This window comes from Vibrio sp. R15-SG3-ISO1B (genome assembly GCF_059833835.1).
Genome location: NZ_JCBDGG010000047.1, coordinates 83932 through 99155 on the forward strand (window position 1 = coordinate 83932; position 15224 = coordinate 99155).

Annotated in this window: 14 protein-coding genes; 6 read left to right on the forward strand and 8 right to left on the reverse strand. The window is 50.2% G+C overall.

The window, feature by feature from the left end; translation table 11 throughout:
- Window positions 1–8 precede the first annotated feature (8 nt).
- The 5 genes from AC6R0S_RS14660 to AC6R0S_RS14680 form a co-directional block, all read right to left on the reverse strand.
- Complete coding sequence (locus AC6R0S_RS14660) at window positions 9–206, reverse strand: twin-arginine translocation signal domain-containing protein (RefSeq protein WP_500638220.1); 198 nt, start codon at window positions 204–206, stop codon at window positions 9–11.
- Window positions 207–286: 80 nt separating this feature from the next.
- A complete protein-coding gene (locus tag AC6R0S_RS14665) occupies window positions 287–928 on the reverse strand; it encodes a TorD/DmsD family molecular chaperone (protein ID WP_500638221.1) in 642 nt (213 codons plus the stop codon).
- 8 nt (window positions 929–936) lie between these two features.
- Window positions 937–2670 (reverse strand): 4Fe-4S binding protein, encoded by a 1734-nt coding sequence (locus AC6R0S_RS14670; protein WP_500638222.1) that lies wholly within the window; start codon window positions 2668–2670, stop codon window positions 937–939.
- A gap of 198 nt (window positions 2671–2868) precedes the next feature.
- Window positions 2869–3402 (reverse strand): DUF3306 domain-containing protein, encoded by a 534-nt coding sequence (locus tag AC6R0S_RS14675; protein WP_500638223.1) that lies wholly within the window; start codon window positions 3400–3402, stop codon window positions 2869–2871.
- On the reverse strand, window positions 3392–3844 hold the full coding sequence (locus tag AC6R0S_RS14680) for a DUF3305 domain-containing protein (protein ID WP_500631090.1): 453 nt from the start codon (window positions 3842–3844) through the stop codon (window positions 3392–3394). The genes AC6R0S_RS14675 and AC6R0S_RS14680 overlap by 11 nt, the downstream gene beginning before the upstream one ends.
- 290 nt (window positions 3845–4134) lie before the next feature.
- On the opposite strand from AC6R0S_RS14680, the gene fdhD reads away from it, so the two are divergent.
- Window positions 4135–5019: a formate dehydrogenase accessory sulfurtransferase FdhD gene (gene fdhD, locus AC6R0S_RS14685; protein ID WP_500638224.1), complete on the forward strand. Its 885-nt coding sequence runs from the start codon at window positions 4135–4137 to the stop codon at window positions 5017–5019.
- A gap of 143 nt (window positions 5020–5162) precedes the next feature.
- Here the strand turns inward: fdhD and AC6R0S_RS14690 are convergent, their stop codons facing one another.
- The 3 genes from AC6R0S_RS14690 to AC6R0S_RS14700 form a co-directional block, all read right to left on the reverse strand.
- Window positions 5163–6755, reverse strand: a complete 1593-nt coding sequence (locus tag AC6R0S_RS14690) for an ABC-F family ATPase (protein WP_500638225.1) — start codon at window positions 6753–6755, stop codon at window positions 5163–5165.
- Window positions 6756–6856: 101 nt separating this feature from the next.
- The gene (locus tag AC6R0S_RS14695) at window positions 6857–8890 is read right to left on the reverse strand and encodes a sensor histidine kinase (protein WP_500638226.1); all 2034 of its coding nucleotides are present in this window, start codon (window positions 8888–8890) and stop codon (window positions 6857–6859) included.
- Window positions 8883–10319 (reverse strand): sigma-54-dependent transcriptional regulator, encoded by a 1437-nt coding sequence (locus AC6R0S_RS14700; protein ID WP_334555331.1) that lies wholly within the window; start codon window positions 10317–10319, stop codon window positions 8883–8885. Before AC6R0S_RS14700 ends, AC6R0S_RS14695 begins: the two co-directional genes overlap by 8 nt.
- Window positions 10320–10554: 235 nt before the next feature.
- Between AC6R0S_RS14700 and AC6R0S_RS14705 the strand changes: the two genes are divergently transcribed.
- Genes AC6R0S_RS14705 through AC6R0S_RS14725 form a run of 5 tightly spaced genes read left to right on the forward strand, consistent with a single transcriptional unit; the run spans window position 10555 to window position 15189 of the window.
- Window positions 10555–11373 (forward strand): ABC transporter substrate-binding protein, encoded by an 819-nt coding sequence (locus tag AC6R0S_RS14705; RefSeq protein ID WP_500638227.1) that lies wholly within the window; start codon window positions 10555–10557, stop codon window positions 11371–11373.
- 6 nt (window positions 11374–11379) lie between these two features.
- The gene (locus AC6R0S_RS14710; protein ID WP_487901941.1) at window positions 11380–12081 is read left to right on the forward strand and encodes an ABC transporter permease; all 702 of its coding nucleotides are present in this window, start codon (window positions 11380–11382) and stop codon (window positions 12079–12081) included.
- A gap of 9 nt (window positions 12082–12090) precedes the next feature.
- Window positions 12091–12807, forward strand: a complete 717-nt coding sequence (locus AC6R0S_RS14715; protein WP_334555328.1) for an energy-coupling factor ABC transporter ATP-binding protein — start codon at window positions 12091–12093, stop codon at window positions 12805–12807.
- The gene (gene mobA / locus AC6R0S_RS14720; RefSeq protein WP_500638228.1) at window positions 12785–13384 is read left to right on the forward strand and encodes a molybdenum cofactor guanylyltransferase MobA; all 600 of its coding nucleotides are present in this window, start codon (window positions 12785–12787) and stop codon (window positions 13382–13384) included. The genes AC6R0S_RS14715 and mobA overlap by 23 nt, the downstream gene beginning before the upstream one ends.
- Window positions 13381–15189, forward strand: coding sequence for a bifunctional molybdopterin-guanine dinucleotide biosynthesis adaptor protein MobB/molybdopterin molybdotransferase MoeA (locus AC6R0S_RS14725; protein ID WP_500638229.1), 1809 nt, complete (start codon window positions 13381–13383; stop codon window positions 15187–15189). Before mobA ends, AC6R0S_RS14725 begins: the two co-directional genes overlap by 4 nt.
- Window positions 15190–15224 lie beyond the last annotated feature (35 nt).

Consider the following 15224-nt stretch of genomic DNA (forward strand, 5'->3'; position numbering starts at 1 on the left):
CTTCACTCCTATAGCGTGTCGTAGTAATCGCGCACATGCTGCGTTTCACGATAGCCAGCTTTGGTTGGCTCGGTGGCTGTAACGCTGCTCTCTTTTGCCTCTACGGCTTGACTGGTTCCGGCGACAGCCGCACCAACAACGGCGGCACTGGCCACGCCTTTGAGCAGGTCGCGGCGTCCATTATCCACTTCACTTTTGTTTTTCATTTTGCTTCCTTACCTTATTGGTATTGAGAGAGTCACTCTGTTGTCGTGCCCTCTCTTATTCCTGAGTTCAGACCAAATCTCTATAGAGAACTCGGTCCATACTCGGTGGCATCTTTAACTTCAATTCGTGTACTGGTGTGATGATCTGGCGAGCGCGTAAAACACACCTGCTCGACAGTGAGAAAAGCGCTTATCAATTGAGCAACACTTCGATAGAACTGGGCGTGCTTTGCTTCATTCAGTTGCTCGGTAAACAGATAAAACCAAGGCGCAATGTGGTCGTTAAAAAACTGTTGCTGAGTCACTTCATCTTGAGGAACCAGCATCGCCATGACTTCACACAATGCTGCGAGGTGATCCTCGGGCTCTTTAACATGGCTGTCGCGTTCGAATCCGAGTCTGGCTAGCGTCTGACGCAGCTCTGCCAACGGTTTCTCCATCAAAGAGCCCGTCAGGTGCCAGGAGGCAAACGGCACCACTTCGCCTCGGCCAATACCGATAAACAGCTCAAAGAACTCATCTTCAAGTTGGCTTGGCTCGACGTGCTTTGCTGCGCTGTTGAGTGATTGCCACGCCTTGACCATGTCATTGTTCGCAGACTCGGTCTCTAACTCTCGCAAAAAGTTCAACATCGGCTCATTGGGGCACTGGCGCAGCAAGGTCGCAATCAACAGATACACTTCTGCGCGCGGGGATGGATGAGGGTCCATTGTCGTTTCCATTTGAAATCCTAATAGTTGAGCTGTTGCATCGGGTCGTTCGCCATCGACTCAAACATATCGACGACACGACAATCTTCACACATGGCAATACGATTGATTGCTGCTTGATCGGTGAAATGTGAGTGACCCTGTAACTTGGATTGCAGCATGTCTATCATAGATTGAGGAGCAAACGGCTTTTCACAGCGTAAACACTTGGCAGCCGGTTCTTGGTGAATGATTCTGGCGCTCTCTCGCTCTTGCTGATTCCAGTTCATGCGCGCTTCTAACTCAATCGCGCTCTCTGGACACGCTTTTTCACACAAGCCGCACTGCACGCAATCTTGCTCGACAAACTGCAAAGAGGGCGATTGACCGTCGGTATGTAAGGCGCGCGTCGGACACACCGCCACGCAGCTCATGCAAGAGGTACACTTAGTGCTGTCACACTTCACTTGACCATAAGGCACATGAGCAGGAACATCGGCGATAACCTGGCTTGGCGGGTAGTGCTGCGCGAGGGCATCTAAACAGCTAAACAGACGCTGACGTTTGTTGCCACTGATCTCACCCAAAGAGATGCTTAACGGCTCGGTGATCAACTGAGGTATCGTGCTGCGCAGTGACTCGATATAGAGTAGCTCAATACGCGAGGTCTCAATCCCTAGTTGCGCAAGAAAGCGTTGAGCAGTGTCAATCTCACTATTGAGTACGCGCAATATGGTTTGTGGCATGTGCTGACTGACGGCAAACAACACTTGGCAAGCGCCATTGCTCAATGCTGCAAACCACGTATCGATACCGACGCTGGCGATCTCTTCCAACTCGACAGGAATAACATTGTCAGGTAACTGCTTAAGCGCTATGACGTTGTAACTTTCATGGCGTTCACTGCAAAATAGAAGGACGGGCGCTTGGCCGTTGTGCTTGCGGTAGTTGGCCAATAGACGCTCAACAAACGTCTGCGTTTGTGTCGGGTTAGGTAGCGCGTAATGAATCGCTTCCGTCGGGCAGCTGGTTGCACAGGTGCCAACCCCTTGGCAGAGAAACGGATTAATCTCTATCTTATGCCCCGTTTTCTCACTCCCTTGGCTGGAAAGTGCGCCTGCCGGACAGGCATCGACACAGCGCTCACACCCTTTGACACCTCGTGAGCTGTGCGCGCACAAGTCGGTATCGAGACGAAAATATTTAGGCTTATCAAAGGTGCCTTTTAAGGTCGGGATCTCTTCAAGCGCTTGAGTCAGTTTGGGGTAACCTCGGCCTACAGGGTAATAACCCGGCACCGGCACTTCTTCACTCATGCAACTGCTTAAGCAGAGATCAAGCACAATATCGAATTGACTGCGGCCCAGTGTTGCAGCAGCGAGATTGCTTTCGCCGCCTTGACTCTCGATCATCACCTCAAATGCGCCGAGAAACCCACTTACTCGCACGCTACGAGTAAAGTAAAGGGATTGATGTGTGCCTGCTTCTCCGTCGGTAGAAAGCAAAGTAACGCTGCCCATCATGGTTAACTGCTCGGCAGCGCTCTCGATAATGGCGGTTGGGCCAATGATCAGCGTATCGCCTTGGCTTTCATAACTGACGGTGGGTGGGATGAGGTTGGCAAGCTCAACCGTGCTTTGAATGGCGGCGGCGCGTGCTAGGCCATTGATTGACTGACTTTGTTCGAGCAGTTGCCTTAAGCCAAGTTCGCTAGGCAGGTGTTGACCTCCCCCACCTTGCGCCGGGTGACTGCTCACGTGTGTGTGATCATGCATTGCTGCGTTCCAGTGTTTTATTATCGTTTTATTTTGATGGAACAGAGCAAAGCAAATGCCATACCAAAAAATAATTTCAAATTAATCAGTAAATTAGCTCTATTTTATAAACAGTTAGTGCTGATCAGCTAAAGACCATAAAAAAGGTGAGACAATTTGTCTCACCTTTTCTTTATCTCTTGGTCAAAATGTCCCTTATTACAATGTGGGATCTTTTGTCCCACTCACATTAACGGGATCTGCGATCTCTGGGAGCTTTTCATCCGAATGCGTGTCAAGATCAGAGCATGACGTGTCTGCTTGCGACGGTTCTTCTATCGGGTCGCTGGTGGATGCCTTATCTTGTTCACCCATCCAGTCACGCAATTGACTCACCACATCGCTGGATAAGCTCTTGACCGCCTTAAAGTTATGATCGTAATCATTGAGATTATCGACTTCACTAAAGGCGCCGGATTGAAACAGTTGTCTTAGCGCGAGCTTTTTTATGCTCTGCTCTGCATCTGATGACAATAGTGCGGCGATGTCGCCAGAGGACTCATCGAGAGAATGATGTGACGAACTACCCGGCGCTGACGTATCTTGCTTCGCCTCAACACCACTGGTCGACGGCTGTGCTCCGCTATCGTCCGAATCTTGCGCCTCTGAATCGGACGGTAAGACAGGTTGAGCCTCCTCTCTCACGTCCTCGAGTTTGCGCTGGGACCAACGCTGTAAAAAATTACTTGCCACTGGCGCGCCCTGCTCCTTTGCGTTTCTTACGTCTCACTTCGAGTAGCTCGCCGTGTCGGCCGATAAACGCTTCCATCCACGCTTGGACGGGCAGTGGCATGGCGTTGGAAAGCACTAGGTAATCGCCATCCATGTATTGCCCCGCAACACTTTGCGAAGCAGTGATCATCACGATTTTTGGCGTTTCATCGCTTTCCATAACATCCAATATTAAGAATAGCTTGGGTTGCTGAGCGCTTAAGTTGAATCGATAGTCCGTGCGCTCATCTTTAAATAAGCGCAGCGTGCTAACAAATGGCTCACCGGAGGTGGGGTTGAGCTCAAACTCCTTGAGTTGCCATTGGGTGGTTGACCAAATCCCAGTTGAAATTTCATGCGACACCAATCGGCTCGCGATGGGCCAGCTATCCTCGGTTTTAATTCGATGTATTGAGTTTGACATGGTTCACCAGCGTATCATTGTTATCAGCCCATTCGAGAAAATGAATGGCGCTCGTATTATCTATTCGCCTGACAAGACCCACTATTGATTTCTTAAAAGACGAGTCTTAAAGAACGAACAGTAAAATAACGCTCTGCAAATATCGTACCTAGCGTTGATGTGTGCGCAAAGAGACACGATGCCTCAGTCGCTCTAATAACATAGACAACAGAGTGCACATCGATCGTGCTTAATGAGGTTGAGTATTCTAAATATTGATCTCACTAGAGTTTAGGAACGCAAATTGCTATATGTTTGTCTCAACAACAATACAAACCCATGCGAAAGGCCGTGTCGACGTGAAACCCAACATCATTAAAACCCAACCCAACCCTGAGCAAACGATTGAAGTCGACGTTTATGACGAGTACGGAGAGAAACTCGTTAAGCAGATCGCCTGTGAGCGTCCGTTGACTGTGATGCTCAATTGGAAAGAAGTGGTCACGCTGATGACACTCGGTTCAAGACCCGAATCGTTAGTATTGGGTTATTTGAAAAACCAGAGTTTCCTCACTGACCCGGACGCGATTGAGTCAGTCATCATCGATTGGGAAACGCACACCGCCGCGGTGGTAACCAAAGAGGATATTGAACACGTTGAAGGTGCGCTAAAGAAAAAGACGGTCACGTCGGGCTGCGGTCAAGGCACCATGTATGGCAATGTCATGAAGCAACTGGAGGGGTATCAAGTCCCGCAAATCTCGATCAAGCAAAGCGCCATCTACCAAGCCCTAGAAGCGCTCACCCATTACAATGATACCTACAAAAAAGCCGGCGCGGTGCATGGCTGCGCGATTTGTCATGGCGATCAAGTGCTCTCTTTTGTCGAAGATGTAGGCAGGCACAATGCGGTAGACACCTTGGCGGGTGAGATGTGGATCAATCAAGAGTCCGGCGAGGATAAAATCTTCTATACCACGGGTCGCTTGACGTCTGAGATGGTGATTAAAGTCGCGCAAATGGGCATTCCTGTTCTGCTCTCGCGCTCTGGTGTCACGCAAATGGGGTTAGAGCTTGCTGAGCAGTTTGGCATCACCACCATTGCGCGCGCCAAAGGGCTGCGTTTTCAGGTCTTTACCGGCGCGCAAAAAATGGTGTTTGATGTCAAAGGGGAAACGAGTAGCGGGACGCGTTAAGACTCTAAATCTTCTAAGCAACATCAATCAACGCGACCTACAAAAACGGCCGCCTCAGGATGCTTTCTATCGAAAGAGTACCTGAAGCGGCCGTTATCATTCATCTAGGATGGCATTGATGATGTCATCCTAGGGATCGTCCATTAGCCATCGATGCCTTTGGCTTTCAAGAACTCAGCGTAAGTGCCTTTGAAGTCAGTGATCTTACCGTCTTTGAGTTCGATGATTCGTGTCGCCAAAGAGTCAACAAAGACGCGGTCGTGCGAGACGAAGAACAAGGTGCCCTTGTATTGCTCTAGCGCATTGTTGAGTGATTCGATCGATTCCATGTCCATGTGGTTGGTAGGCTCATCCATCAACAACATGTTGGGTTTATGCATCATCAATTTACCCAACAACATGCGGCCTTGTTCACCACCAGAAAGCACTTTGACGGACTTTTTGATGTCATCTTGTGAAAACAACATACGGCCTAAGAAGCTGCGAATCACTTGCTCGTCGTCACCCTCTTGTCGCCATTGACCCATCCACTCCATCAAGTTCATGTCTTCTTCAAAGTCATGCGCATGATCTTGGGCGTAGTAACCAAGATTTGAGTTTTCAGACCACTTATAAGCCCCCGATTTCGGCTCAAGGACGCCAGCAAGCGTGTTGAGCAAAGTGGTTTTACCCACACCGTTTTCACCGATAATCGCGACGCGTTCGCCCACTTCAAAAATCGCATTGAAGTTTTCAAATAGCATGGATTCAAAACCTTGGCTAAGGTTTTCCACTTCCAGCGCATTTCGGAACAGCTCTTTTGATTGCTCAAAACGGATGAACGGGTTTTGACGGCTTGATGCCTTGACTTCTTGCAATTGAATCTTATCAATTTGCTTCGCGCGAGAGGTGGCCTGCTTAGCTTTTGAAGCGTTGGCAGAGAAGCGCGCGACGAAGGTTTGCAGCTCGGCAATTTGCGCTTTCTTCTTCGCGTTGTCGGCCAGTAGACGTTCACGCGCCTGCATAGCGGCCATCATGTATTCATCGTAGTTGCCCGGGTAGACACGCAATTCACCGTAATCGAGATCCGCCATGTGCGTACAGACAGAGTTGAGGAAGTGACGGTCGTGCGAGATGATGATCATGGTGCAGTTACGCTGGTTGAGCGTCTCTTCCAACCAACGAATGGTGTCGATGTCCAAGTTGTTGGTTGGTTCGTCAAGCAACATGATGTGCGGGTCAGCAAACAGTACCTGAGCCAACAGCACACGCAGTTTCCAGCCTGGGGCTATTTCGCTCATCAAACCGTAATGTTGCTCTTCAGGAATGCCCACTGCGAGTAGCAATTCACCCGCTTTGGCATCGGCCATGTAACCGTCCATTTCAGCAAATTGAACTTCCAGGTCTGCCACCAGCATGCCTTCTTCTTCGGTCATTTCTGGCAAAGCGTAGATACGATCGCGCTCTTTTTTCACCGTCCAAAGCTCTTTGTAACCCATGATCACGGTATCAATCACAGTGAACTCTTCGTAGGCGAATTGGTCCTGGTTCAGTTTAGCAACGCGCTCGTTCGGGTCGTAGCTGACGTTACCACCGGTTGGCTCTAGCTCACCACTGAGAATTTTCATAAAGGTTGATTTGCCACATCCATTCGCGCCAATCAAGCCATAGCGGTTACCTTCGCCAAACTTTATCGAGATATTTTCAAACAGCGGCTTAGCACCAAATTGCTGCGTGATGTTGTTGGTGGATATCACAATCGTTACCTTATTTTTTGAAACCGTTAAAAACGGCGCCACACTACTTGCTCAAGGCGGCAACTGCAAGCCTTTTACCGCTTTTCCTTTCGTGTGATGTTTTATAGGGTGGCGACCTTGATACCGTTATCTGCTTTGCATGGCAGTTGAAGACTAAAGCAGCTGCCTTTTCCTAGTGTTGATGCCACTGTGATCTCGCCGCCCGTTTGGCTAAGTAAACTTTGCGAGACCGACAGCCCAAGGCCAGTGCCTTCGCGTTTGGTGGTGTAGAAAGGCGAGAAAATACGCGTTAGGTTTTCTGGCTTGATGCCGCAGCCGTGATCCTCGACTTTAATCACCACGCCAAGGATCTGCCCCTCTTCTTGCCAATCGTGACTGCGAATGATCAGCGTCCCTTCCCCTTGCATCGCATGAATGCCGTTCATCTGTAGGTTCACCAAGATTTGCAGCAGATGATGTCGATTCACTTCAACCGGCGTGTGTGCACAAAGCTCGGTCTCAAAGGTCACTTGGCGCTTTTTACTGCCCGTCTTGACTAGGGTAATGCTCTCTTCAATGATGGGATTAACATGCTGCCAGGTGATTTCATCTTGCACGCCGCCCTGACGACTGTATTGCAACAGACTGCGGGTGATATTTCGGATCCGATCAATCTGGCCGTGAATCGCCACTATTTCATCGTTGACTCGATAGGCTTCCTGACCGAGTTCAAATTGAATCAACTCAATATTGCCAAGGATCACCGCGGTTGGGTTGTTGATCTCGTGCGCGATGCCTGCGGTTAACTCCCCGAGTGCCGCCAGCTTCTCCCTGACCACCAGCTTATCGCGGGTTTGGTTGAGTAATTGGATATGCAGCTCAAGTTGTTGCGTCTTCTCTTCTAAACTGGCCGTGCGTTGACGCACCTGACCTTCTAACTCGCTCGCCGCCATCTCGAGCTGGCGTTTTTGTTTCTCAAGCAAGTCCAACATATTGTCAAATTGCTTAGCCAGTTGCGCCAGCTCGTGGTTTTCGTCAAGCCCTAAATCGCCAATGCGGGTCTCCTTACCCAGTTGAATCCATTTGACGACACGGTGAATGTGCTCGATAGGTTTGAACAAGTCGCGCGAGCCACGATAGACCATCACCCCAGAACCGATCAAAAGCAGCACGGTAATGATCGACACCTCAGCAATGTTGGTCATGTAGGTCATGACAAATGGCCACAGCAAGTAACCGGTATACAACATACCAATCACGTTATCGTATTGATCGCGCAGTGGCTGATAGGCGGTGATGTACCAAGCGTCATAGACAAAGGCCAAATTGACCCACTCCTGTCCGTCCTCAAGCACGCTTTGGCGCACTTCATTGGACACGCGCGTGCCGATGGCGCGGCCGAGGCGATCTTCACTATCGAGCGGTACATTGGTGCTGACGCGGATATCATCAAGAAACAGGGTCAAGGTGCCAACCGGCCTTAAGGCATCTTGTTTGGTGGGATAAATAAGATCGCGAATTTGATCGACCAGAACAGTACTGTTATTAAGCAGTAACCCGCCGTCTAGAAATCCCATCAGATCGCCCTGATCATCATGAATCGGAACCACAGTACGACTGACCAGCCCCTCTCTCACAATATCGTCACTGCCAAGAATGGGCACTTGAGCGCGATTTTTCAGATCGCCGCCGAGCATCGCTAGCTCTTGCTTTGACAACAGGTCAAAAAAGGATTCGCGGCGCGTGAGATCGAGAAAACGGAACTTGTCTTCAATCGTATCGACACTGTGAAATCGCAAAAAATCGAGTTGGTAATCGCGCTTTTTGCTCGCCACCCATGAAATGAAATCGGCGTTGTTTTTATGCAGAGAGAGACGCTTGGATAAACGCACACGAAATTGGTAAGAATCGGCAAAGGCTTTAACGTGATTGGCTTGCTTCTCTTGAATCAGTTCGATGCTGTTATTGGCCACGCCAAGTCGCTCGGAGACATCCACCAACGCGCTCTGCCAAGTGTATTGAATCGACCAGTAGATGGTAATGCCAATCAAGGCAATCAACGTCAGAGCGATAGGCGCGGAGGTCAAAAACATCAACCGATAGCGCACCATACTCTGAAAACGGCGTCGCCACTTATAACTAAGGCGATTAGACATGGTCAGAGTCTTCCCACTCTTTAAACTTGCGTTCAAGGGTTTTTCTCGCCACACCCAAATCGCGCGCCGCTGCGGATTTATTGCCGTCATGCAATTCGACCACTTGGCAAATGTGCGCTTTTTCTACCTCTTTAAGTGACCAGTTATTGGGGTAACCGGTGGGCGGATTATCACTACCAAAGTCAATCAGCTCACTGCCGGTCGATACATTGACACTGATCGCGCTGTGCACAGGCAGAGTGTCGGTCTCGCGCCAATAATGCGCTGGGGGCTTACCGAGCAAAATGCAGCGCTCGATGACGTTTTTCAACTCACGAATATTGCCGGGCCAATCGTAATCGTTCAATGCAACGATGTCCTCATGTGCCCACTTAGGATCGGGCATACCCAGCTCAGACGCCAACATGCGCGTGAAAAAGGGGATCAACTCAATCAGGTCGAGCTTACGCTGACGAAGTGGCGCGACGTCGATTTTCAGTACATTTAGGCGATAATAGAGATCCGCGCGAAACTGCCCTTTTTCGACCTCCTCTTGCAAGTTGCGGTTGGTGGCGGCGACAACGCGCACATCCACCGTGATCTCTCGCTCGCTACCGACCGGACGTATGGTTCGTTGCTCGAGTACCCGCAGCAGCGCCGATTGCATCGAGAGCGGCATCTCACCAATTTCATCTAAAAACAGTGTGCCGCCATTGGCCACGCGAAACAGACCTTCTCGGTTTTTCTTTGCACCGGTAAACGCGCCCGAGGTATGGCCGAACAATTCACTTTCTAATAACTCAGGTGCAATCGCACCGCAGTTCACCGGCACAAACGGCCCACTGCGTTGACTGGCTTCATGAACCCCCCTTGCGACCAACTCCTTACCCGTACCCGATTCACCCTCAATAAGTACAGAAGCGCGAGACGGCGCAAACTGAGCGATCAATTGTTTCAGTTGCTTGGTTTTTTCTGAGCCACCGACAATGTCGGTTTTGATGTGCCGTGCAACATCGCGCTTCAGCGCGTATTGATGACGCTCTGCCAAACGCTTATTCATACAGCGCTGCACCGCGGCGAGCATCTGTTCTAAGTTAAACGGTTTGAGAATAAAATCAGACGCGCCGAGTTTTAACGCGCTGATTGCTGTATCGAGATCCGCATAGCCAGTCATAAAAATCACATCGGCACGTTTATCATCGTCATCAAACGCTTCTTCCCACTCAATTCCGGATCTTCCCGGCAAATTGATGTCGAGAATGATCAGATCAAAATGGTGTTGGCTGCGCAGTCCTTCTGCCTCTTCAATGCTTCCGGCGCAGTCGACGCGCGTGAACCATTTACTCAAGGCTTTTTTTAATATCGCCTGCATGCCCTCTTCATCGTCAACGACAAGAACCGAAAAGGCATGGTATTGATTGGCTTTTTGCATATCGAGTGAACTTGGCATAACCGCAGTGTCTGTGTTGGGTATCATTGCGCTTGAGTGTATCAACAAATGGTCTTTTCACCCTATTTTATGTGCGACAATTTGTCCCACCTCACGTTATGCAAATCTAACTTATTGAAATATATGAGATGATTCAATGGCATTTGAATTGCATACTAAGCGTGTTCTATTTTAGTGAACACGCCTCATTTTTTGAGAGCAACGATAAAGACAATAACAATTACGGACAGTTAGCATGAAATCAACCTCACTCGTCGCCCTATCGGCGTCTTTAGCCATCGTCAGTTACTCCGCGCAATCAAGTGACTCACCTTCACATGTACGCTTAGCCACCACGACCAGTACCTATCACTCAGGACTGCTCGACTACCTTTTGCCCAAGTTTGAACAAGAGAGTGGCTATCGCGTCGACGTGATTGCCGCAGGAACTGGAAAAGCACTGAAGATGGGCGAGAACGGCGATGTCGATTTGGTGATGACCCACGCCCCCAAAGCCGAAGCAGCATTTGTCAACAAAGGCTACGGCGTGCTGCCTCGCGCGTTAATGTACAACGATTTTGTCTTGGTCGGCCCAGACAGCGATCCGGCCAAAGTCAGTGAGCAAGAGAGCGTGATGGACGCATTCAAAGCGATTGCAACATCAGGCGTGACCTTTGTCTCTCGAGGCGATGACTCAGGCACACACAAAAAAGAGCTTGGCATTTGGCAACAAACCGAGATGGAACCTAACTTTGGTGGCTATCGCTCAGTAGGCCAAGGTATGGGCCCGACACTGAATATGGCCAATGAAATGCAAGGTTACACTCTCACTGACCGTGGCACTTGGCTGGCTTACAATAACAAGCTTGAGTTGAGCATCGTTTATCAGGGCGACCAAGCGCTATTTAACCCTTATCAGGTGATTCTAGTGAACCCTAAACGCTACCCGAGTGTTAATTACCAAGGTGCAAAAGCGTTCAGCGACTGGTTGGTCAACCCTCAAGGGCAAACGTTGATCAATGAGTTCAAACTCAACAACCAGCAACTGTTTGTTGCCAATGCTGAGAAGAACTGATCGTCGATGACCGTTTGGCAAACGACGCTAGAAGCGCTAGCGTTACTTATTCACTTTGACCAAGAGCTGTGGGAGATCGTTGCGGTCTCCTTTTCCGTCTCTCTCAGCGCTATTTCGATTGTATTGTTACCGGCGATTTTGCTGTCATTTTTGCTTGCCTATACTGAATTCACGGGCAAATGGCTGCTGCTTGCGATCGTCAATACTCTACAAGCGATCCCGACGGTGGTCATCGGTCTGCTCCTCTATATGCTGCTGTCACGTGCGGGGCCACTGGGCGATTGGCAAATGCTGTTTACCCAAAAAGCGATGGTGGTTGGGCAAATGCTGATCGGCTTTCCTGTGATGGTGTCCATGATGCATGGTGCACTTCAATCGAGCGATCGCCGCGCAGTGGAAACCGCCGTCACCCTTGGCGCGTCGATACCGCGTATCATCGCCACCATGATTTGGGAAACCCGCTTTCCTCTCCTGGCGGCGGCGATTGCGGCCTTCTCACGGATTGTGACTGAGGTGGGTTGTTCTACTATGGTGGGCGGCAATATCATGGGGATCACACGAAACATCCCTACCGCTATTGCGATGGAGAGCCATAAAGGCGCATTCGCGCAAGGGGTAGCTCTGGGGATTGTGTTGCTTACTTTGGCGCTGGCGTTGAATTTTGTACTCACTTCGATGCGTGGCAAAGGCCATCTCAGAAATCAATAAGGCTCGACTATGACCATCAAACTTAACGCGACCCAATTGTCGATGCGCTTTAAAGACCGAGTGCTGTTTCACATTCCTCGTCTGACGATTGGCCCTAATGACGCCATCTACCTTAAAGGGGCCAACGGCGTCGGTAAGACGACACTGCTTAAAATTCTCTCGGGCTTAATCAAGCCCACTACAGGTCAAGTATTGGCACAAAACGATCACTGGCTACAACGCCTCTTCCCAAGGCTTGGCCGCAGTGACGTTATCTATTTGCATCAGTCACCTTATCTGTTTGATGGTAGCGTCTATCAAAACGTGGTGTATGGGATAAAGTTTCAGCAAGCAACGGCAAAAGACAAGCGAGCGCAAGTTATTCAAGCGCTGCGCATGGTAGGATTGGAAACCTTGGCCGATGAGCACATTTCGGTGCTCTCAGGTGGTGAAAAGCAGCGAGTGGCAATGGCTCGAGCATGGATTTTGAAACCGTCGATTCTGTTAATGGATGAACCGAGCGCCTCACTCGACCAAGCGTCTATCGAGCGTTTGGTGTTGATGGCGAAGGATTTATTAGATCGAGGTTCGAGTATCGTCGTCACCAGCCACCAGCAAAATGCCCTAACCAATTTGTGCCGTAAGCAGTGGTGGATTAAAAATACGACGCTAATCGAATCGCCGCTACTGCACGTCATTTCAGAACAAGCGAAAGAGAATAACTATGCTTCATCCAACGCAAACTAGTTGGGTTATCTTAGCGGGTGGGCAAGCAACCCGAATGGGTGGACAAGACAAGGGGCTGATTACGCTCAGCGATAAACCGTTGATTGAACATGTCTACCAACGTCTTGCAACGCAAACCTCCCAGATTGCCATCAATGCCAACCGCAACCTTGAGCGTTACGGGCAGATGGCGCCGGTTTTTGAGGATCAATTCAAAGACTTCCCCGGGCCACTAGGCGGCATTCATGCCGGTCTTCACTATGCACTAGCGCAATCCTCATCCCCTTGGGTCGGATTTGTGCCGTGTGACAGCCCGATGTTCAATCTCGATCTCGTGGAACGTTTTTGCGCGGCGATTGACGATGGCGTTGAAATCTTGGTCGCCCATGATGGCGATCATCTGCAACCGGTCTTTACTCTGTTTCACACCAGCGTTCTGCCAAGGCTTGAGACGTTCTTACGCCGAGGCGATCGCAAAATCATTCTCCTCTACCAAGAGTGTCAGACCAAATGGGTCGATTTCAGTGATTCGCCCGATTGTTTTGTCAATCTCAATACCCCTGAAGAATTGCAGCGTTTTGGACACCTTACCTCATGAATAGATCGTTTTATGCCGAACTTGGCGTACCAGTGCTTGGTTTTGCTGCCTACTCAGGCACAGGAAAAACTACCCTACTTGAAGCCCTATTGCCTAAACTAACCCAGGCGGGGTTGCGCGTCGGAATGCTCAAACATGCGCACCACAATTTTGACGTCGATAAACCCGGTAAAGACAGCTACCGACTCCGTAAAGCGGGCGCCAGTCAAATGCTGATCGCCTCACGCAATCGCTACGCTCTGATGACAGAAACACCGGAAGCAGAAGCGCAGTTCGACTATTTGCTTAAACGATTCGATCGCAGCGCACTCGACGTCATTTTGGTGGAAGGCTGTAAGAACATTGCGTTCAACAAAATCGAACTGCATCGTGAAGCAGTAGGAAAACCTTGGCTATACCCGACGGACAGCAACATTATCGCCGTGGCCTCGGACAGCGACTCACTCGACACCTCGCTACCCACACTCAATATCGATGACCTCGATGGTATTGCGCAGTTTGTTAAAGACTACATTGTGCAGAGCTCGCAACAATACGTCCGACAAAGTATCCAACAAAGCGCATCCACACCGGCCAGTTGCGACGCCCTCTCGCCAGCGTTTCTCTCGGTTGAGCAAGGACGAGCCAACATACTTGCCGCGGTAAGCCCGATTGAAGAGCGTGAAACCGCCTCCACCCAGAGCAGTTACCAACGCGTATTGGCTAAACCGGTCACCTCACCGATTGATGTCCCGGCGTATACCAATTCAGCGATGGATGGGTTTGCCATTCGCGGCGACGATCTTGATCGCAGCCACTATCAGGTTGTGGCGCAAGTGTTGGCAGGTTCGAGCTACAATCACCCACTCGAACCCGGTCAAGCGGTCAAAATCATGACTGGCGCTCCGGTGCCAATCAACGCCGACACCGTGGTGATGCGTGAACAAGCGCAAACTGACGGTGACAATGTCACCTTTGCAGGCGCGAGCATTAAAGCTGGCCAGAATGTGCGTATGGCCGGGGAAGACGTAAACATCGGCAGCGCGGTGTTTGAGGCAGGTCAGCGCCTCAACTCGCCGGAGATGGGTATGATGGCGTCACTCGGTTTTGCCGAATGCGAGGTTTACCGCCGTCTTAAAGTGGCGATATTCTCCACTGGCGATGAAGTGCAAGCCCCAGGCTGCGCGGCTCAAGCCAACACCATTTACGACTCGAACCGCTTTACACTGTTTGGTTTACTTACCCAGTTAGGCTGCGACATCGTCGATTTAGGGATCATTGAGGATGATGAGCAAACGATGACGCAAGTGATTGCTGAGGCGGCCAACCAAGCCGATGTGATTATTACCTCTGGCGGCGTGTCCGTCGGTGATGCCGACTTTATCAAACTGGCGCTTGAGCGCTTAGGCAGCATCGATTTTTGGCGCATTAATATGCGCCCCGGGCGACCACTGGCTTTTGGTCAAGTGCAAGGTATCCCATTTTTCGGTTTGCCTGGTAACCCGGTTGCCGTAATGGTGTCATTCATTAACTTTGTTGAACCTGCGCTGAGGAAAATGCAGGGTGAAACCGACTGGCAACCACTCAAGGTGCCCGCCATTGCCACTGAGAATTTACGCTCTCGCCTTGGCCGCACCGAGTTTAGCCGCGGCATCTATCACATCAATGCCAAAGGACAGTTGTGCGTCGCCACCACTGGCAGTCAGGGTTCCGGCATTTTGCGCTCAATGAGTGAAGCAAACTGTTTGATTGAGATTTCACCCAGCGTTGAGATGGTTAAGGTGGGTGAAAGCGTGACAATCCTCCCACTTCAAGGCAGAATCTAACCCTAACGACGATCCTTGTGATCGCACCACGATTC